Genomic DNA, 20,261 nt, shown 5'->3' on the forward strand with positions numbered 1-20,261 from the left:
TTTGTCCTACGCTTAAAGTTATCTAAACCACCTAATATACTTTTCCATCACCTTAGGCAAGAACCCATCAAACAGCTTCTTCCTCCAAAATGCATCTGCTGTACGTTGAACCGCTGCACTATGATTTGGATATGGATGAATGACATTGGATATGCTGCCGATTTTCTTTTTAAACTGTTTAGAAAACACTACCTCTTGCATCCAATCTCCAGCATGGTTTCCAACGGCATGGGCGCCAATAATTCGGCCTTTTTTATCCGTTAGGATTTTTACAAATCCAGTGGTTTGATGATCTGTTACGAAACGATCAACTTCCGACAGATCGACCTTATAAGCATCATAATCCAGACTTTTTTCTTTTGCTTCTTCTTCTGTTAAACCTAGATGAAATACTTCTGGGGAAGTATAGGTGACCCAAGGAACATTGGAATAATCTATTTTTCTCCTTAGCCCAATGAGTGCGTTTTGAACGACTTGTTTACCTTCCATTCCTGCTACATGAGTAAAGGGTAATGTTCCGTTTACATCTCCTATAGCATAAATGTGAGGGATGTTGGTTTGTAGACGTTCATTCACTTTAATATGCCCTCTGTCATCCGTTTGTACATTGGCTCTATCTAGTTGAAGTTTGTCAGAATTAGGTGTTCTTCCTGTTGCAACCAGTATTTCATCGACTTCTATAGAGACTTCCTCTTCGCCATTGGCAGTTTCTATGGTAAGGTGGACGATTTTTCCGTTTTGTCCGGCCTCAATGGTGTTGACGTTAGCATGATAGAGTAACTTCATTTCATCGGATAGGACCTCGTTCATGAGATGCTGTACTTCCTTGTCCTCTTTTACTAAAATACCACCAGACCTCTCGATAACCGTCACGTCACTTCCTAATCTCGCCATCGCCTGAGCCAACTCGATTCCAATGGGTCCACCTCCTAACACTAACAGCCTTTTTGGTAAAGTGGATAAAGAAAAAATGGTTTCATTAGTGATAAATCCATTCTCTTTTAAACCCGGAACTGGTGGAACGAAGGGCCTTGAACCTGTTGAAATGACAATTCTCTTTCCATATACAATTTCACTATTGTTAATAATAATTTCGTTCTTGTTGTGAAAAGCCCCTGTTCCAATATAAACATCGACCCCTAGTTTCCGAAAACGATCGGCATCATCATGCACTTGAATATGGTCAATAGCTTTCTTCACTTTTTTCATGACAGATTCCATTTGAATATTCTCGTCTGAAACGTGAACTCCGAACTCTTCTAGGGAACGGGCGCTTTTGATGCGATTTGCAATCTCAATTAGAGCCTTGGATGGAACGCAACCGAAATGTAAGCAGTCACCGCCAGGTTGCTCTTCTTTTTCAATTAACGCAACTTTTCCTCCTAAAGAAGCGGCACCGGCTGCTACCGTTAATCCTCCGGCTCCTCCTCCAATGACAATAAGATCATACTTTTTCATCGTGAACATTCACCTCTCATCCTCCATTTTTAGTAAAACCTAATTTTCCACGTACCTTTTTACTGAAAATTAGTGGTAGTACACTTATTAAAACAAAAACGATAATTGCTAGGATAATGACAAGCTTATTATCGCCGACAAAACTAGACCCTAGAAAATTGTAAGCAAAAGTACCTGGAATAATCCCAATCACAGTCGCCAACATAAAATGCGACACCTTCACCTTGGAAAGCCCAGCTAAGTAACTTATTAGGTCGAAGTTGAAAAGGGGGATTAAACGAAGGAGGAGTACATAAAAAAATCCATTTTCCTCCATTTGCGATTGAATTTTTTGGACTCTTACATTTGAAGTTTGGCTTTTTACGATACTTTTACCAAACTTCTTTGCAACCAGGAAAGAAACGATTGCCCCTAATGTAGCACCAATGACTGTATAGACTGTTCCCCAAAGCGCCCCAAAAGCAAGTCCTGCTGCTAGAGAGAGAATAGAGGCTGGGAACAAGATAAGTGGGCGAATCGTATATAAGACAATGTAGATAACAGGTGCGAATATTCCAAAGGATAGAATCCATTGTCGAATTCCTTCTGGGCTGATATTTAGATAGTTGTGGTTAATGAACAATAAGGAGCCTACTAAAACTGCTATTATTATTCCTTTTATCCAATTTTTTTTCGTCATGGAATCCTTCCTCTCAAGCTTCTTTATTCTATCTTATAGAATATAAGTCACCAATGCTGTAAGCTGCCTTACATTTCTTTTTGTTTCACATTACTTACCCCAATACCTCCTAATATAATACCAACCCCAGCCCATTGATACATACTGATATGTTCTGATAATACCAAGGCGGACATGATTACTGCGACAGGGAGCTCTGAGGCTGTAAGAATGGTCCCAAGGCCAGGCCCCACATGCGGCATCCCGATGGAAAAGAGAATTGGGGGAAGCACTACACCAAAGATACCTAGAACAAACCCATAAGGAGCGATGCCTAATACTGCTGGTAGATCGACTAAAAAGAAAGGGGGATACAATATAAACGTAACAATTAAGCCCCCAGTGGAAAGCAGAGCACTTTTTTGAATGGCAGGAATGTCCTTACCGATGATACCGCTCAAAAATATAAAAATAGAAAATGTGAAAGCGGAAAGTATACCCCATAGTACTCCCAGGTATGAAATCGACTCTACCTTGTCCTCAAAAAGTCCTGCAGCTAAAACAGATCCGGAAAGTAATATCACAATAGAGAGAATCTTACCTGAAGAAGGACGTTTTTTATAAAAGATCCATTCCATTAATGTGCCAATCCAAATAAATTGAAACAAACAAATGATAGCAAGGGATGCTTCTAGTGTTTGTAAGGATTGATAATACAGCAATCCTGTTAGCCCCATTGGTATCCCTGCTAACACAAGCTTCAGTGTTTGCGTGATATGTAATTTTTTCTTTCTAATAAATATAGTGACGATCCAGATTATGAGGGTACCAACTAACACTTGGCTACCTGTTACCTCACTCGTAGAATAACCGGCAGCATAAGCAAGCTTCACAAATGTAGACAGTATGCCAAGACAACATCCTCCCAAAAATACCATTAACGCGTAATGCCAAGTTTTCATATTACTTACCCTCTTTCCATGATGTGAAATACAAAAAAACCACACAACTGCCCGGAGACAATTGTGTGGCGAAAATAGAGATAGCTCTAGAAAAATCCACAATAAACCATTTTATTATTCATTTCCTCACCAAATTATACTGGAATGATTGTTTCAGGGCAATTGATTTTTTCACGCTTCAAACAACACATTAATAGTTGTTTTTCTAGCAAAATAGGAGCAAAGTTAGAACTAACAGAAGAGGGGGGCGGATAGGGTGAATTATAAAAATTCCATAGCAGATACAAAGTTAAAGATGGTCCAATTAGAAAGAGAATTAAAAAGGCTGGAACATCTGAAACGAGAGCAAGATGTTAAAACATTACATGAGCGATTGAAAAGAATTAATAAAGAGATCGATTCGTTAATCCTTGAAGCAAATAAGCGAACGGGAAGAGTTAATGATGGAATGTTGATTTAAGGTTTATTGGTTAGTCTTCTAAATTGTGTAAACGTACATAAGTTTTAGTAAGACGTGAACATAGTGGAGGGAACTATGAAGCCAGTAGATAAAATAAACGAAAAGCTGAAAGATATGATTAACAATCTTCTCGATACACAAACGGAAAAAGGTACTTGGAATTTTTGCTTTGAAGGAAGCATTATGACAGATGCTTATATGATTATATTGATTAGAATTCTTGAATTGACGGACGAGGAATTATTGGTAAAAAGCCTCGTGGAACGAATCAAGTCAAAGCAAGAGTCCAACGGAGCTTGGAAAGTGTACCCGGATGAGGATGGAGGCAACCTTAGTGCCACTATAGAGGGGTACTTTTCTTTATTGCATTCAGGATACGTTGCCAAAGATGCTGCCAATATGCGCAAAGCGGAGCGCTTTATTCAAGAAAATGGAGGGTTGGCAGAGAGTGATTGGTTGACGAAAATGATGCTAGCGTTAACAGGTCAAATCAAGTGGCCGAGTATCATAAAAATAATACCGATAGAAATCATGTTATTGCCTAACTGGTCTCCAATCTCCATTTATCAGTTTGTCGGGTATGCAAGAGCGCACTGGATACCAATACTAATCTGTAGTAATCTGAATTATTCCTATCTCCATTCACGAACGCCGAACCTTATTCACTTACAGGGAGTAGGCAGTGATTCTGAGGATCAACGGTTTGTAGAAGATAGGCAGCACCTTCAACTTTATTTTAAAAATGCTTTAAAAAAGCTCACAGGCTCACCAGAAGTTCTCAAGCGAAAAGCTTTTATCAAAGCAGAAGATTATATTCTAGAAAGAATCGAAGAAAATGGGACACTGTATAGTTATTTTAGTGCAAGTTTCTTTATGGTTTTTGCATTTCTTGCCCTAGGTTATGATAAAAAGAATCCTCTCATACAAAACGCATTTCAAGGGATGAAAGCCTATCTTTGCCGAAATGCTGACCATGCTTTTATACAAAATTCTCCCTCCACTGTCTGGGACACTGCCCTGCTCTCAGCAGCTTTGCAGCAAGCTGGAGTTCCACATCAACATGCTTCCATCATGAAAGCAAGCAACTATCTTCTTTCTAAACAACAACAAAAATACGGGGATTGGGCTATCAAAAATCCAGATGTCACACCAGGTGGATGGGGGTTTTCGGACACCAACACCTTTGTCCCTGACATTGATGATACCACCGCTGCTTTGAGGGCTATCACTCCTTTGGCAGGTACAGAAAACCACTTCAAACATGCTTGGAATAAGGGAGTGGAGTGGGTCTTGACCATGCAGAATGATGATGGTGGCTGGTCGGCTTTTGAAAAGAATACGGATAACTATCTATTATCTTTCATCCCTTTTAAATATGAAGACAGGGTGCTATTCGATCCTTCAACTGCTGATTTAACAGGAAGAACTTTATATTTTCTGGGAGAGTATACAACCATTCCTCAGGAGTCCGATGTTTTTCGAAAAGCAATGGAGTGGTTGGAGTACAATCAGGAAGATAACGGTTCCTGGTACGGTAGATGGGGGAACTGTTATATTTATGGAACTTGGGCCGCCATTACAGGCTTGAAGGCAATCGGGGTATCAAGTGATGATCCTCTAATCAGACGTGCTGTGAAATGGCTGTTGTCCATACAAAATGAGGACGGTGGATGGGGAGAATCTTGTGAGAGTGATAGCAAGAAACGTTATATTCCTTTGCATCACAGTACTCCTTCTCAAACCGCCTGGGCTTTAGATGCTCTTATTTCTGCCTCAGAAAATCCAACACCTAAAATAGAAAAAGGAATTCACTCGCTATTAAGGTTGCTAAAAGCAGATGATTGGAGAACCACCTATCCAACTGGCGCAGGAATTCCAGGGGGTTACTATATCCATTATCATAGCTATCAGTATATTTGGCCATTGCTTGCGCTTAGCCACTATAAGAATAAATATGATGAAACGGAATGATGCAAGTGTAAAAGGTGATTCTAATAAACGGAATCATCTTTTTCTTTACTCACACTTTATTCACATTTTTGAAGTAAAATAAAGGTTAATATTTCTGTTTAGGAGTGTTACGGTTGAGAAATCCTTTTATCATAATTTCCTTTATCATGATACTGATGTTATCAGGGTGTACAAGCACGGATATTGCATTGCCGAAAATAAAAAACGAAGATTCCGTCCTATACATCAGCCATTTAAAAGAAAATGCTATAACTGCACTAGATTTATCAACAGGAAGTGAAGAGAAAGTAAATTTGCCAATACGTTTTTCCTCGATTGTGGAAATAAAATCAGGAATATATGTGGCTTCTGTCAAGGAAGAAGAAAGCCTTTATGAAATAAATACTAATGAAGATAAAATTTCTCCATACATGGATATAGACGAAGGAATTCTGGAATTAACATATGATCAAGATAATGGTCTTCTTTACACGTCAAATGGTAAGACCGATCACATACAAGTGATAAATGCGGAAAAGAAAAAAATTATTAACGAAGTAAGTGTGGGAGAGTATCCTTCAAAAATGGTGCATCACGGAAAGCGTTTATTTGTACTTGCTGCGGGAAGCGGGGAAGTGTATGTGATGGACACTTCTACGAACAAAATAACGAACTCTTTTCCAGTGAATGAGAGGCCGGAAGGGTTGCACTTCGATGGAAGGTATATATGGACAGGCGGCCATGGAGCTACAGGTGAAATGAATGAAAATGTATTCGCCTATGACCCGGAAACAGGCAAGGAAGTAAAAGCTGTGACAACCGGACTGATGCCCATTCAAATTGCACAGGTTAACGAAAATTCCTCCATATATGTTCTTAGTCATGGGGACCACAGCCTCACCAAATTTAACGCAGACACCTATGAGGTAGAAAAGAAAATACCTGTTGGGGATAACCCAAGCTATATGATTGCTGATGGAATCCACTTGTATGTTTCAAGTCTAGATGGAGATGAGATACTTGTACTAGATCAAAATAGTTTAGATGTTGTAAATAAATATGCCATTACAAATGGTCCCTATCTTTTATTTAAAGGAGGCGAGGAAAGATGAGAGATGCCTTTCAAGTATTGGTGGTGGACGATGAAGCGGATATGAGGGAAATGCTAGACATGTACCTTCAGAAGGAAAACTATCAAGTACTTCATGCGGAAAATGGAGAAGAGGCGCTTGATTTGCTTTACGATTACGAGGTAGATCTCATCATCCTGGATGTAATGATGCCCGTTATGGACGGCTTTACTGCCTGTAAAAAAATCCGTGAAAAATACATGATTCCTATCTTGATGCTGACAGCTAAAAGTGATGAATGGGATAAGGTTAGAGGCTTGAAGCTTGGGGCGGATGATTATGTTATGAAGCCATTCAGTCCTAAAGAACTTTTAGCCAGGGTGGAGGCATTGCTTCGCCGCTCCAATCAAGCATTCTTTGATGTGGTTTCCCATTCCGAAATAACCGTTCAGAAAAGCGCTCGGCAAGTGCTTTTAGGAGGGGAACGGGTGAACCTTGCAAGAAGAGAATATGACCTCTTACTGTTTTTAATGGAGCATGAAGGGAAGGTATTTTCAAGAGAACAGCTGCATGATGTCATTTGGGGGCTAGATACTGAAAAGGGCTCATTCCGTACAGTGGATACTCACGTGAAGACGTTGAGATTTAAGCTTAAAGATGCAGGAGCAAAAATTAAAACAGTATGGGGCATTGGTTATAAATTTGATGGAGAAGATGCATGAAGACTTTATCCATTCGTAATAAAATCTGGTTAACCATCTTATCTGTCTCTTTATTGACTATCATCCTTGTGGGGGGAGTCTCCTACTATCTTTATCAAACATTATATATTGAAAAGCAGACGGATATGTTGATGAGGCAAGGTCAATCTCTGGAACAGGTATACGATAAAGAGAGTCGGAAGACATTTCTAGATCGTCTGGAGTGGTTGGAGATCAGTTCAGAAACTTCTATCATCTTCTCAGATGATCCTATGCTGCTTGCTAGTGGGGCTCCTTTTGATTCGTTTGCAGAAGAGAACCTTATTACTTTTGGTGAAAGGCAGGAATTGATGAAGGGAGAAACCTTGACCTTTACGAAATACCATACAGCGTTAGAACAGGAAATTCGTGCAGTTGTTATTCCGTTAAGAATAGATGACAGACTGGAAGCTGTTATTTTCCTATATATGCCTCTAACAGCAATTACCGAGGCTTTTCAACCAATAAGAAACTTACTATTGATTGGAATGATTATACTGATTCTACTTCTTACGTATGTTGGAACGAAGATGACCAATAGAATTGTTCGTCCTATTAAGCAGATGGAGAAAGTAGCAAAAGACATTGCCCAAGGGGATTTTTCTAAAAAATTATCCATAAAAGGCGATGACGAGATTGCAAGCCTTGGCAGGTCCATTAATAAGATGTCATCTAATCTTGATGAAGTCGACAGGAACAGACGTGAATTCTTAGGCAATGTATCCCACGAGTTAAGGACGCCAATCAGCTACCTTAAAGGATACAGTGAAGCATTGGAAGAAGGTTTGATTCCCACTGAAAAGTTTGCAGAAACTATAAAGAAAGAAACGGATAGAATGGAGCGCCTTGTTCATGATCTGTTAGATCTTGCTCAACTTGAGGGAGACTCGTATCCGATGAACAAAGAACCGGTCATCCTTGCCGAACTGGTTAAAGAGGTGCTGGACCGTTTGCGTTTAAAGCTTGATGACAAGAATCTTGCTACAGAAGTCCAACTGGATGAAGGGGTAGTCGTAGATGGCGATTATCGGAGACTCGATCAAGTAATGGAAAACCTTTTAAGCAATGCAATAAAATTCACTTCCAATAAGAAAACGATCCGTATCTCAGTCCAAGAAGGAAAAACGATGGGAGTCCTGAAAATCGAAGATGAAGGCATAGGGATTCCTAAAGAGGACCTTCCATATATTTTTGATAGGTTTTACCGAGTAGATAAAGCCCGGACTAGGAAAAGCGGTGGAACAGGATTGGGGCTTTCCATCGTGCAACAGATTGTCAGCAAGCATGAAGGAAACATTAAGATGGACTCACAACTTGGGAAAGGCACCGTTGCCACAGTAGAAATTCCATTGTTCCTTTTTTAATCCTCCTTCATTCTTTCTTCACATTTGCCCGTCAGAATATAAGCATACGAAGAAAATTTGAAGGAGTATGCTTATGGAGAATACTGAACATCAAGATAAAAGCAAAAACCAGACCAGAAATGGCCTCTATCAAACCATGTGGAGATGGCATTTTTATGCTGGAATTATTTTTGCTCCTTTTTTAATCATCCTGGCATTTAGTGGTGCCGTTTACTTATTTAAACCTCAGATTGAATCCTATTTGTATCAGGATCTTTATTATGTGGAAGAAACAAAAGCGACAACCTTTTCTGTAAATGCACAAGCTGAAAAAGTTCGCGAAGAATATCCTGATGCTTCCATTAGCAGAGTGTCCATTTTGGATGAAGAAGATCGTACAACTAAGTTTTCTACCATACAAGATGGGCAACCTGTCAGTGTTTTTGTAGATCCCTATTCCGGTAAGGTATTGGGAGATCTTCCTGTTGAGAAAGAATGGATGACGATCTTTGTGAAATTGCACAGTGAATTGCTTATAGGAGGGACTGTAGCGAACCGTATTGTGGAGCTTGCGGCTTGCTGGGCCATTATTCTTATACTAACAGGACTCTATATTTGGTGGCCTCGCAACCGTGCCTCCATTTGGGGAACCATTCTTCCAAGATTAAGAAGCAAAGGCCGTGTGTTCTGGCGTGACATGCATGCAGTACCAGCATTCTGGCTGTCTATTGGACTTTTAGTCTTAATTTTGACAGGTCTACCATGGTCAGGTGTCATGGGAGAACAAATTAATCGGTTGGCAACAGCGACGAATACCGGATATCCCGCTTTCTCTTTTAGCTTTGGACCGAAGCCAGAATCTGTTACGGTGACAAAGGATGTTGCAGAAGATGTACCATGGGCTACTGAGAATGTGCCCGTTCCTGCTTCGGAAAATAATCAATATGTCCCATTAACTCTAAATGATGCAGCAGGAATTGCAGAGATGAAAGATGTTCAAAAGCCATATTCCATCTCCATGCCTCAAGGGGAAACGGGAGTGTTTACCATTTCTACTTCCCACTCCAAGCCCTTTGATAATGCTACGTTGCATGTGGATCAATATAGTGGAGCGGTACTGACAGATGTCAGGTATGCGGATTATGGATGGATGGGGAAAGCAATTACGCTTGGAATCGCCCTCCACGAAGGAAAATTATTCGACTTTGCTAACCAACTGATAGGCCTTTTACTATGTATCGGACTTATTGGAATGATGGTAAGCTCCCTGATTATGTGGCGAAAAAGGAAACCGGAAAACAGTTCAGGTGCACCAGGTCGACACGTGGATATCAAGATAAAAAGGGCTGTTACCATTATTATGCTGCTTCTAGGACTGGTCATGCCGTTGGTTGGAATCTCTATTATTGTGATACTTTTATTAGATAAGCTTGTATTTGTTAGAATAAAACGTCTAAAAGCCTGGTTAGGGTAAGAAAGGTGTCTTGTTTATAATGAAGAAATTATGGTTTGTTGTTCCGTTTTTATTATTGTTGGTCGGGTGTACAAGTGCACCGGAAGAAGAAACATCACTGGAAATTGTAGAGGTTCAAATGGAACTTCCGGAAAATGTGCAAGCACAAGAGGAAGTTGCAGTTAAAACCTTAGTAACGCAAGGTGATGAAAAAGTGGAAGATGCAAAAGAAGTGCAATTTGAGATTTGGAATGTAGAAAAAGGAAAAGAAAACAGTGTCCTACTGGATGCGGAACATGTTGGTGATGGGGTTTACGAAGTGAATCATTCCTTTGAAGATAAAGGAGTGTACCGAGTACAATCCCATGTGACCGCTCGTGACATGCATGTGATGCCTACCAAGCAAATGGTAGTAGGGGATCTGAGTCAAGAAGAAATTGACGCTATCTTGGCAAGTGAAGTGGAAGAGGAAGAACATGAAGATCATGGAGATCATGATCATCATCATTAAGAGTATCGAAGGGACAGGCACGTCGACCCACATATTATTATGTGAGTCGCGGTACCTGTCCCTTTCATTTTACCAAGGTACTTGAAAAACGACAGATGCGCGAAAAATTTTCCATTCTTATAGGAATAAATGAATTTTTTTTATTTGAAATACTTTACTATGTTAATAGAATACCGAATGTAAATGCCAGTATTCAAAAAATAGAGTAAAGGAGGACTTCATACATACTTTTTATAATCTCTAATTCTAGCAATCAATCGTTGTCGCAGCTTCAGTTTTATTTGAACAAATCATTCAAAAAACTATTGTGATTGGGAGAGATGGAAAGATGGTAAAAGTGTATCAGAAGATGTTGGCGTTCAGCTTTACTTTAATGTTTGGGTTGATTTTGTCCTTGGTAACGGCAGAAGAGGCTTCGGCATATAACTGGACAAGAACTTTAAGTGAAGGTTCTAGTGGTTCGGATGTGCAGGAGTTACAGATTCGTGTAGCGGGTTGGGCAGCGGATTCACCTCAACAAACAGTTGTAAGTGTAGATGGACAGTTTGGAGCAGGAACAAAAGCTGCGGTCATACGTTTCCAACGTGCATATGGATTGACGGCAGATGGGGTAGTCGGACCACAGACGCAAGCCAAGTTAAATGAGTTGGAATCGCCAAATGGAACGAAACACTTCAATTACACTGAATTTTATTCTAAAGACGGAAGCGGATTTAACGGAGGGAATGTATCGGCTGCTACTGTAAAAGAGAACGTGCGTCGAATGATGTACAAACTTGAGGCAGTCCGAGTAAAAATTGGAAACCGTTCAATGAATGTTAACTCCGGCTTTAGAAGCATCTCTCACAATCGCAATGTAGGAGGAGCATCCAATAGCCAACATACGTATGGGATTGCGGCAGACATCAGCGTATCTGGTGTGAGTACTACTACTGTTCGAAATGCGGCAAAAAGCTCAGGATTCAGCGGAATCTACAGCGAAGGCAGCTTTACACATATGGATAGCCGAGTCGAGTATCCTTATGGCACGCAGTCTTGGTGGTGGGAATAAGTAATAAAAAGGGGGGCTTATCATTTCGGTAAGCCCCCTTTTCTCAGCCTTTTATAGTAGGTTTGTAGAAATCTGATTCAACCAATTTATCTTCCACTAGTATATAGGGGTGTGTTTCTAATAATATATTTCTTAGATAATCCGGCATTTTAGCTCCTTCATAAGCACACACCAAAGGAAAATCAAGCTGATGGACGGCATCATCCACAATACGCTCAAGGTCTTCCACGATATGCAAAGGACCGTCCATAGTTGCCCACTCTACATGTGCCCATGAGCGGAACGGAAGCTTTTTATCTACTAAATGCTGAACACTACTTACGAAGTAATTATAGATGGCCGGGGGATGGTAACTTCCACTAGAAAAATAGAAATCAAAATTGTTCACCCATTGAACTAACGTCATTTGCTCTTCTGATAAGCAAGTTCTCAGCTTCTGTTTTAGCATGGGATAAATCCGTTGATTTTCAATAACAATGACATAATCTCCCGCAGCTACCCCAGATTGAACAAAATCTACTAACTTCTTCAAGTATTCTTCTCGTCCTTCATAGGAATAAAGAACATGGATATTTCTGTGCTCTTTAAACAGATCGTTCATTCTGTTTTTCAAGTAATCACCCCTTTATATCTTTTTTCTTACTACTTACTACTTACTACTTACTACTTACTACTTACTATACTACTAGAAATCATAGGGAATAGCGATGGGTAGAGGATAGATAAATCTATTCCCCAATAGCAGGAAAAATCAACCACTTTATGGAATATATATAGGTTGGATTCATTTAAAAATAGAGAGGCTGTGAACATAAATATAGAGGGAGTTGTTGAGATGCCATTTATCGTGATTGTATTGGTATTGTCTATTGGGTTGGGTGTCTTTCTAAGTCGGAAATATCATAATAAGGTGTTAATCATCTGGGGACTTATTACCATGCTTTCCATTGCGCCATTTTTCAGCTGGATTGTTGCAATGCTAGTTGCAGTAAATGCAGGAGATGGATTTGCCGGAGTGGCAGTTATGTGGTTAATGTTTCCGGTTTTGTTTTTGATCGGAGTTGGGATGGTAGGTGCTGGGGTGTATAAGAAGGTGACGGGGGAGAACCTGTAGGGGGATTTAATCTTTTTTATTAATAATTGCACCAATTCTAGCCCAAATTCTCCTTTAAAAAATGGTTTGGACATTTTAGAGGCAGCTTCGGACATTTCGGCTACGTTTTAGAAGGTGGTTTGGACAATTATTTTGGGGCCTTCGGTCAATATATTAGTATGTTCGGTCATTTGAAAAATTGGTTCGGTCAATTTTCCCGAATCTTCGGTCAAATTTCAAAAATGTTCGGTCAACTTTCAAAAAACTTCGGTCAAAATCACGAAAACTTCGGACATTTAACAAAATGTTGGTCCGAGGAAGGACAAAAAAATGAGCAATATAGATAAAAGAAACCGTTTGGATGGATCACCTTTCAGCTACCGCGTCTCCAAGGACAATACCGTTTTCCTTGATTATGAAAACCGCCAAGTGAAAATTCTAAAAGGAAAAGAAGCGAATAAATTTCTTGAGAGGATGGAAGCTGCCGAGGGTGATAAAGCGAAACAATTGATAATGGCAAAAATAACAGGAAATTTCAAAAGAGGCAATGAGAGAAGTGCAGACTCTGATAAACAAAATAAGTAGGGAATAGGGGAGGAATTACAATTGAATCTAAAAATCCGTTGGGTAGTCTCTATCTTACTGGTCATTTTCACGATTTTATTTATTTCAAAAGGTCTCCAACTTTGGTCATACGGATCAAATGTTGATGGAGGAGGTATTGGAGTGTATTTCCTAGGATTGGAAATTAACGATAAAGTATTAGAAGTCAACATCCCAGTTTATGCGATTGGATTCTTTATTGCAGGGCTATCCACATTACTAATGAGCATAATAAATATTACAAGATTAATATTAAAGTTAACTTCACGGACGGCAGTTTAATAACTGGGGAATTTCATTTATGAAAAAGAATCTAATCATACTACTCTCTCTAATTGGTATTCTTCTCTTGCTGCACTCAACTCCCCACACGGCTCTAAGTACCTACGTCTTTTTCAGAGGCTATCCCTTGTAAAATGAGAGACATACGCATCGGGGGACCTCCGATGTTTTTATTTTGAGTGATTATTAGAAAAGGGTGATCGCATGTCTTCTTGGAAGTACCCCGTCTTATTGATTTCCGGAATCGGTATATCTTATTTGGGGAGTTGGATTTACTTAATCGCACTAAATATATCCATTTTAACTATGACTGGTTCTGCAGCGGCGGTTGCGGGATTATACATAATCAGGCCTATCGCGATTTTATTAACCAATACGTGGGCTGGAAGTGTCATTGATAGGGTGAACAAAAGGAAGCTGATGATCTGGGTGGATGTTGCTCGTGGGGGATTGGTGTTCCTCATTCCATTCATTGATTCCCTTTGGACTATCTACTTTATTTTATTAATGATCAATATGGTCGGGGCATTTTTTGGTCCGAGTTCTTCTGTCTACATAACGAAACTTATTCCAATCACCGAACGTAAAAGATTTAACTCATTCATGAGCATGACAAGTTCTGGGGCATTCCTTTTGGGACCGGCTATTGCCGGATTCTTAATCCTGTATGTGAGTACAGACATTTGTATCATAATCAATGCTGTAACGTTTTTAGTATGTGCATTCTTCATTTTCTTGCTGCCGGATGTGGATGAAAAGATGGAAAGCGTGCGGGAACCTATCCGTTTTGCTACGCTGTTGAGAGATTGGATTGTAGTTAAGGATTTCTCCAAGAAAGCCAGATTTTTCATAACCGTCTATCTCTTGTTTCAATCTGCTATGCTACTCGGATTTGCTTTGGATTCGCAAGAGGTGACTTTTATCAAACAAGTCCTAGAATTGTCCGACCGTGATTATGGATTAATTGTTAGTCTAACTGGACTCGGGGCCTTGGGCGGTGCGTTTGTGTCGGCACTCGTCGCAAAAAAAGTGCCATTAAAGGTTTATTTGGGAGTCGGCATGTTTTTAACCTCAGTGGGATATTTAGCCTTCTATGCATCTTATAACTTTTTAACCGCTACCGCTGCCTTTGTTTTCCTCGGTTTCTTTATGGCATTTGCCAATGCAGGGTACGCGACATTTTTCCAGAACACTGTCCCTGTTGACATCATGGGAAGATTCGCGAGTTTAACAGAAATGTTCCAAGGTATCGTACAAATAGTACTTACCTTGCTCCTGGGATTTGCAGCTGAAGTGTTCACTTTACAACTTGTATGCTTGATATTTTCAGCTGTATCTACCCTTTTTGCATTAGGTTTATTACTTACTATTTTAAGACCGTCGAAAGCAAGTTATTTTAGCGAAGAGATTTCCGTTTAATAAGGGGGAGATATGTTGACTAATTTGTATTTTATTAGGCATGCTGATTCCATTTACACACCTGATGAATGGGAGCGGCCCTTATCAGAAAAAGGTTACAGAGATGCTGAGAAAATACTAGCTTTCATTCAACCTGACAATATTGATGTGGTAGTTTCCAGTCCTTATAAAAGAGCTGTTCAAACAGTGGAAGGCGTGGCGAAACACTATAATCTGGAGATTGAGATCTTTGAGGACATGAAAGAACGCAAGTTGACAGCTAAGCCTGCTACAGATTTCACAGCTGCCATCACAAAAGTCTGGTAGGAACCGAACTTTGCATGGAAAGGCGGAGAATCTAATTTGGAGGCACAGGCTAGGGGTGTGAAGGTCATTCATCATCTACTTAAAAAGTACGAAGGAAAGAATATAGCGATCGGAACGCATGGAAACATCATGGTACTAATCATGAACTATTTTGACAAACAGTATGATTTCTCATTTTGGAATAGTTTGGACATGCCAGATATTTACAAGCTAACTTTTGATGGAGATGTGTTGGTTAGGGTAAGGCGGTTGTGGAATTAAACAGTAGAATGAAGAAGGTGTGGGGGATATATGTTATTACATACTGAAGTTTTTGGAGATGGAGAACCAATCGTCTTTTTACATACAGGCTTGCAGCGTGGTTAGTGCAAGTAATTAGTGAAAATAGCCTTTAATCGGAAGGAGCCTACCTCAACCTGAGAGGGAGCAGAGTGTCAGGGCAATATATCAAGAAATCTGGCAATATATCAATAATTCTCGAAAATATATCAATAAAATTTAGGATATATCAAGAAATCTAGGGATTTATCAATAAATCAACCGAGAGGGTGTGTAATCAGTGAAGCCTACCGGAACCAAGTATCAGCCTATTACACTAAGAGCCCTTCTAATTGAAGATTTCCCTGTAGTAGTAAAATGGAGCAAAGATAATGCGTTCTGCCTTGCGAATGGATGGGCAATTGGTAGAAACGAGGATGAACTTTCTTCATGGTGGGACAATTGTGTACAGAACCCGTCCCAAACCTTTTTAAGATTAGGAATCCTATATGAATCAAGGTTAATTGGATATGCAGATCTGGCATACATCAAAGCTAATAGCGCCGAGCTTGGCATCGCAATAGGGGACAGCAAAGTATGGGGACATGGAGTCGGTACGGAAGCTTTGAAGCAATTAATGAACTATGCAACCGAAGAGTTTGGCATTGAACATTTTGATGTAGAAACGCATAAAGCCAACACGCGCCCAAGAAAAATGCTAGAGAAACTAGAATTCATGGAGATTAGTAGAATTGGGTCTGAAGTATACATGGGGATAGAAAGTCAGTTGATTCAGTATAGATATAACAGGGGGAATAAATAATGGTACAAACAGAAAGAGTGACACCAAAACACATCATTTCGGCAGCGACAGTTGTTTTAAATGACAAGAATGAAGTCTTGTTAATAAAGGGTCCACACCGTGGATGGGAGATGCCCGGCGGACAAGTGGAAGAGGGAGAATCACTAAAGGATGCTGCCATTAGGGAAACGAAGGAAGAGTCGGGAATCGACGTGGAAATCGTGAAATTTTGTGGAGTTTTCCAAAATGTCAGTGACTCCATATGTAATACGCTATTTTTGGCAAGAGCAGTTGGCGGTACACCTACCACTTCACCGGAGAGTTTGGAAGTTGGTTTCTATCCAGTGGAGCAGGCATTGGAGATGGTGACTTATAAGAATTTTAGAGAGCGGATTGACTATTGTTTAAAGGAAGAAATGACACCTTTTTACATTGAATTTAATTAGAGTGATTACGATGAAACCAATTCTACTTAAAGAAGTTCCAATTGAAATAAAAGAACATGTAAAAAAAATTCATACTTTCACCTTCCCCCGCCAAGGGTATACATCTGATGTTGGCATCATTCAAAGTGACATTGGTAAATATGCTCTAAAACGGACCAAAAAACCACTATTCAATGCGTGGTTAAAAAAAGAGATAATGGTATTACGGAGCTTGAATCAGGAAACCTCCCTGCCTGTTCCGAAAGTGGAACAATTTATTGAGGTGGAAGGACAATCTTGGGCTTTATTAGAGTTTCTAGAAGGAGAAACGGTTAGGGCTGCTCTAACCAAAACTCATCATAAAGGGAAGCGGGAAGAGCTGTTAATGAACTTTGGCAAAGTCGTATCTGAAATCCATGCTACCCCGTGCCCCAACTCCTTAAAATACGAGGGAATTTGGTTGGATGATATGCTGATTCAAGCAGTATACAATCTACAAAACTACGAGGTGGATGGTTCAGAAGACTTGTTGGAACAAATTAAGGAAAACCGACCTGGTAAAACGAAACAAACCCTAATCCATGGCGACTTAACAATTGATAATGTTTTAGTACATAATGGCGAGGTAACAGGAATCATTGACTGGAGCGGCGGAGCATTTGGCGACCCAAGGTACGATGTATCTCTAACTATCAGGCCGAAACCACACATCTTTGAGTGGGAAGGGGATAAGTTATGTTTTTTTGAAGGGTATGGAGGAAGCATGTTGACTAAAGAGGATTATGAATATTTCATCAACCTTTATGAATTTTTTTAACAGGGGGAGTGTGTAATGAACCTAAGGGACCCAATTGCATCTGGCAACACTGCCAATATATATCTTTATAAAAATAAAATCATTAAAATTTTTAAGGATCATCTTCCCAAGACCGCATCTGAATATGAAGCTCGTAAACAAAGGGTTGCCTTTGAAAGTGGTCTGAGGGTTCCTAAAATACTCGAAGTCACAAAAGTAGACGGAAAACAGGCAATCATCATGGAATATGTAGAAGGGAAAACGCTAGGTGAACTCGTGAAAGAGAACATGGATCATGTAGAGTCTTTGCTGGAAATGTCGGTTGATATTCAGATGGAGGTTCATACGGTGGTTGCTGAATCGTTGGAACCTATGCGGATCAAACTTCAGCGTCAAATAGAAGCAGTTGAAGGATTGGATAAGCAAGTAAAAACGTCATTGTTAAAGAAATTGGAGTCTATGACCGTGGAAAACAGGCTCTGCCACGGAGACTTCCACCTCTATAATTTAATAAAATCAGATGAAGAAGTTTTCATCATTGATTGGGTAGATGCCAGTGCAGGTAATCCACGGGCAGACGTTTGTCGTACATACATACTTTATTCCCAGATTTCAAGGGATATCGCTGAATTATATTTGAAACTATATTGTGAGAAAAGCGGCTGGAGTCAAAATGAAATATTGGAATGGGCACCGGTCATCGCAGCAGCAAGGCTTTCTGAAAATGTCGCCACAGAAGATCCGGATAGATTAATGAAATACTTATTTATGGAGGAGCATAATCATGAATCAAGCAACTTTAGAATACTGGAATAAATATTGGGAAAATCAAGATAAGCCAGATAAGCCAGAAAGAGTAACAGCTTGGCAGTTCGGAGGCAGTCCGGACTATCTGGCACAGTTAGTGATAGATGGGGTGAAAACAGCGACTTGTTCTGGTCACGTCTTTTATGAAGTGGAAAATGAACCTCTGCCAACAACGGAAGATTATAGTGTTATTCTGAACAGTAAAGACGATCCGGTTGCCATCATTAAGACGGTGGATGTTCAGATCATGCCAATGAACGAAGTGCCAGAAGAATTCGCAATTTCAGAGGGAGAAGGAGACCGTACATACAAATACTGGTGGGACGCACATGAGCGCTTTTTTACAAAAGAGCTGCGTGAAATCGGGAGGGAATTTTCTGAGGATATGATGTTGGTTTGTGAACGGTTTGCATTGGTGGATGTCAAAAGATAAGAAATGGGGTGTTTACATGGATGTTAAATATTACTGCGACGGTGAGCTAATCTATGAAACGCACACATCTGATTTAAGCGGACTTATGATGGCCATTGAAAAATCAAACAGCATTCATTTTGAGAATGACACATATTCGTTCGATGCTTTCTTCTTAAATCATTATGAACAAGATGGGATTTGGTATGAGGAATTAGTGGTTTATTTAGTGAAGTAAAATAAAAGAAAAAACACACGAGATAGGACGTGGCCACTGAAAAAGTCTTGATTTTAGTATTTTTATAGACACCGCTGTTGATTTGCGCAAATGGCTTCGCTTCCTAGGGGCTGACGTGAGCCTCCTACGCCTGCGGGGTCTCCACCTAGCGCTATCTCCCTCAGGAGTCTTCGCCTTTTGCTCCAATCAACAGCTAGGAATCAATATGAACTTTAGGTTATCAGTTTTTCAATGGCTTCGATAGCACTCGTGTGTTTTTTTGTTAGTAATTTTTCGCACCAATATATTTGTCCTTCCAGTAGGAACTTCCGATGTCACTTGTTGTAACACCTTCTGTGGAAGATGCGTGGATAAATTGATTATCACCGATATAGAGTCCTGCATGACTCGGCCCGTTTCCTTCAATATCAAAAAATACAATATCACCGACAGCCGGTGACTCTACTTTCGATCCTTCTGCATAAATGTCCTTCACCGTTCTTGGAAGGTCTTTGTTTTCTGCTTCAGCAAAGATATAGTTTAAGTAACCACTGCAATCAAAGCCTTCTTCTGGTGTTTCCCCACCCCATTGGTAAGGCGTGCCCTCATATTTCTTCGCCACTTCGACAATGTTTGATTGATTACTTTCAATACCTAACGCTTCGAATGTTTCTTCTCCAGTTACTCCATTTACTTCAATACCATTATCAGCTTGGAATTTCTTCACTGCTTCTGTTGTATATTCACCATAATATGTAGTGGTTTCTGAATAACTAAAATATCCTTTATCGTCCAAAACTTGTTGTAGTTCTTTTACATCTTCATGATCCATTTCAGGTTTGAGCGTTTGATCTCCAAGCTCTGCATGACCTATCACCGGATTGAACGCCAATACACCTGCTAATGCTAACCCTGCTGTTAAACGTTTCAAACTATCATCCCCTTATCTATGTAATCTGACCTGTCCAATATTAACAGGCGGAGATGACAGCGAGGTGTTAAAGAAGTTACATAGGGATAACACTTTATGGGGCGGAATGTAATATTTACTACTATTTTATGCTGATTCTACACCTTTGTCCTCATATTCCATATTCAGATTAGACAACCAGCCTCATTCGTTATGATGATTTTTTAATAGCTTAATAACTACTTCGTTTTGTTTAATAATTATCTCGTTCTGTT

General features: G+C 39.9%; 23 protein-coding genes and 1 pseudogene. 19 read left to right on the forward strand and 5 right to left on the reverse strand.

Going from position 1 to position 20,261, the window contains the following annotated elements; genetic code table 11:
• Positions 1-18: 18 nt before the first annotated feature.
• The 3 genes from AAV98_RS18220 to AAV98_RS18230 all read right to left on the reverse strand — a co-directional run bounded on the left by AAV98_RS18220 (position 19) and on the right by AAV98_RS18230 (position 3,078).
• On the reverse strand, positions 19-1,458 hold the full coding sequence (locus AAV98_RS18220; RefSeq protein WP_060666969.1) for a dihydrolipoyl dehydrogenase family protein: 1,440 nt from the start codon (positions 1,456-1,458) through the stop codon (positions 19-21).
• Positions 1,459-1,474: 16 nt separating this feature from the next.
• Entirely contained in the window at positions 1,475-2,137 is a 663-nt protein-coding gene (locus AAV98_RS18225) for a TVP38/TMEM64 family protein (RefSeq protein ID WP_060666939.1), read from the reverse strand.
• A gap of 68 nt (positions 2,138-2,205) precedes the next feature.
• Positions 2,206-3,078, reverse strand: coding sequence for an EamA family transporter (locus tag AAV98_RS18230; protein WP_060666940.1), 873 nt, complete (start codon positions 3,076-3,078; stop codon positions 2,206-2,208).
• 256 nt (positions 3,079-3,334) lie between these two features.
• Here AAV98_RS18230 and AAV98_RS18235 point away from each other — a divergent pair, with 256 nt between their 5' ends.
• From AAV98_RS18235 to AAV98_RS18270, 8 genes are all read left to right on the forward strand, one after another.
• Positions 3,335-3,538 (forward strand): hypothetical protein, encoded by a 204-nt coding sequence (locus AAV98_RS18235; protein WP_060666941.1) that lies wholly within the window; start codon positions 3,335-3,337, stop codon positions 3,536-3,538.
• Between the two features lie 75 nt (positions 3,539-3,613).
• On the forward strand, positions 3,614-5,509 hold the full coding sequence (gene shc, locus AAV98_RS18240) for a squalene--hopene cyclase (protein WP_060666942.1): 1,896 nt from the start codon (positions 3,614-3,616) through the stop codon (positions 5,507-5,509).
• Between the two features lie 113 nt (positions 5,510-5,622).
• A complete protein-coding gene (locus tag AAV98_RS18245; protein ID WP_060666943.1) occupies positions 5,623-6,600 on the forward strand; it encodes a YncE family protein in 978 nt (325 codons plus the stop codon).
• Positions 6,597-7,280, forward strand: coding sequence for a response regulator transcription factor (locus tag AAV98_RS18250; protein ID WP_060666944.1), 684 nt, complete (start codon positions 6,597-6,599; stop codon positions 7,278-7,280). Before AAV98_RS18245 ends, AAV98_RS18250 begins: the two co-directional genes overlap by 4 nt.
• Positions 7,277-8,662: a sensor histidine kinase gene (locus tag AAV98_RS18255; RefSeq protein ID WP_060666945.1), complete on the forward strand. Its 1,386-nt coding sequence runs from the start codon at positions 7,277-7,279 to the stop codon at positions 8,660-8,662. The genes AAV98_RS18250 and AAV98_RS18255 overlap by 4 nt, the downstream gene beginning before the upstream one ends.
• 73 nt (positions 8,663-8,735) lie before the next feature.
• Positions 8,736-10,115, forward strand: coding sequence for a PepSY-associated TM helix domain-containing protein (locus AAV98_RS18260; RefSeq protein WP_060666946.1), 1,380 nt, complete (start codon positions 8,736-8,738; stop codon positions 10,113-10,115).
• Positions 10,116-10,134: 19 nt separating this feature from the next.
• Positions 10,135-10,605, forward strand: coding sequence for a FixH family protein (locus AAV98_RS18265; protein WP_060666947.1), 471 nt, complete (start codon positions 10,135-10,137; stop codon positions 10,603-10,605).
• A gap of 328 nt (positions 10,606-10,933) precedes the next feature.
• Entirely contained in the window at positions 10,934-11,656 is a 723-nt protein-coding gene (locus AAV98_RS18270; protein ID WP_060666948.1) for a D-Ala-D-Ala carboxypeptidase family metallohydrolase, read from the forward strand.
• 43 nt (positions 11,657-11,699) lie between these two features.
• On the opposite strand, the gene AAV98_RS18275 is transcribed toward AAV98_RS18270, so the two are convergent.
• Positions 11,700-12,269 carry an MEDS domain-containing protein gene (locus AAV98_RS18275; RefSeq protein ID WP_060666949.1) on the reverse strand — a complete coding sequence of 190 codons (570 nt, stop codon included), beginning with the start codon at positions 12,267-12,269 and terminating at the stop codon, positions 11,700-11,702.
• Positions 12,270-12,491: 222 nt separating this feature from the next.
• Between AAV98_RS18275 and AAV98_RS18280 the strand changes: the two genes are divergently transcribed.
• From AAV98_RS18280 to AAV98_RS18335, 11 genes and pseudogenes are all read left to right on the forward strand, one after another.
• Positions 12,492-12,770, forward strand: a complete 279-nt coding sequence (locus tag AAV98_RS18280) for a hypothetical protein (RefSeq protein WP_060666950.1) — start codon at positions 12,492-12,494, stop codon at positions 12,768-12,770.
• Between the two features lie 309 nt (positions 12,771-13,079).
• Positions 13,080-13,334, forward strand: a complete 255-nt coding sequence (locus AAV98_RS18290; protein ID WP_060666952.1) for a hypothetical protein — start codon at positions 13,080-13,082, stop codon at positions 13,332-13,334.
• Between the two features lie 21 nt (positions 13,335-13,355).
• Complete coding sequence (locus AAV98_RS18295; RefSeq protein ID WP_060666953.1) at positions 13,356-13,634, forward strand: hypothetical protein; 279 nt, start codon at positions 13,356-13,358, stop codon at positions 13,632-13,634.
• Between the two features lie 204 nt (positions 13,635-13,838).
• Complete coding sequence (locus AAV98_RS18300; RefSeq protein ID WP_060666954.1) at positions 13,839-15,053, forward strand: MFS transporter; 1,215 nt, start codon at positions 13,839-13,841, stop codon at positions 15,051-15,053.
• Positions 15,054-15,065: 12 nt separating this feature from the next.
• Positions 15,066-15,620: pseudogene (locus AAV98_RS18305) on the forward strand (histidine phosphatase family protein).
• 298 nt (positions 15,621-15,918) lie between these two features.
• Positions 15,919-16,440, forward strand: a complete 522-nt coding sequence (locus AAV98_RS18310) for a GNAT family N-acetyltransferase (protein ID WP_197284330.1) — start codon at positions 15,919-15,921, stop codon at positions 16,438-16,440.
• Positions 16,440-16,865: an NUDIX hydrolase gene (locus AAV98_RS18315; protein WP_060666955.1), complete on the forward strand. Its 426-nt coding sequence runs from the start codon at positions 16,440-16,442 to the stop codon at positions 16,863-16,865. The genes AAV98_RS18310 and AAV98_RS18315 overlap by 1 nt, the downstream gene beginning before the upstream one ends.
• A gap of 10 nt (positions 16,866-16,875) precedes the next feature.
• A complete protein-coding gene (locus AAV98_RS18320) occupies positions 16,876-17,661 on the forward strand; it encodes a phosphotransferase family protein (RefSeq protein WP_060666956.1) in 786 nt (261 codons plus the stop codon).
• A 15-nt stretch (positions 17,662-17,676) separates the two neighbouring features.
• On the forward strand, positions 17,677-18,456 hold the full coding sequence (locus AAV98_RS18325; protein WP_060666957.1) for a phosphotransferase family protein: 780 nt from the start codon (positions 17,677-17,679) through the stop codon (positions 18,454-18,456).
• Positions 18,425-18,880: an ASCH domain-containing protein gene (locus tag AAV98_RS18330; protein WP_060666958.1), complete on the forward strand. Its 456-nt coding sequence runs from the start codon at positions 18,425-18,427 to the stop codon at positions 18,878-18,880. The genes AAV98_RS18325 and AAV98_RS18330 overlap by 32 nt, the downstream gene beginning before the upstream one ends.
• A 16-nt stretch (positions 18,881-18,896) precedes the next feature.
• The gene (locus AAV98_RS18335; RefSeq protein ID WP_156317855.1) at positions 18,897-19,097 is read left to right on the forward strand and encodes a hypothetical protein; all 201 of its coding nucleotides are present in this window, start codon (positions 18,897-18,899) and stop codon (positions 19,095-19,097) included.
• Between the two features lie 262 nt (positions 19,098-19,359).
• Here the strand turns inward: AAV98_RS18335 and AAV98_RS18340 are convergent, their stop codons facing one another.
• A complete protein-coding gene (locus AAV98_RS18340; RefSeq protein WP_060666960.1) occupies positions 19,360-20,007 on the reverse strand; it encodes a C40 family peptidase in 648 nt (215 codons plus the stop codon).
• Positions 20,008-20,261: the final 254 nt, after the last annotated feature.

The sequence above is a fragment of the Bacillus sp. CHD6a genome, from assembly GCF_001293645.1.
Lineage (GTDB): Bacteria > Bacillota > Bacilli > Bacillales > Bacillaceae_I > Sutcliffiella_A.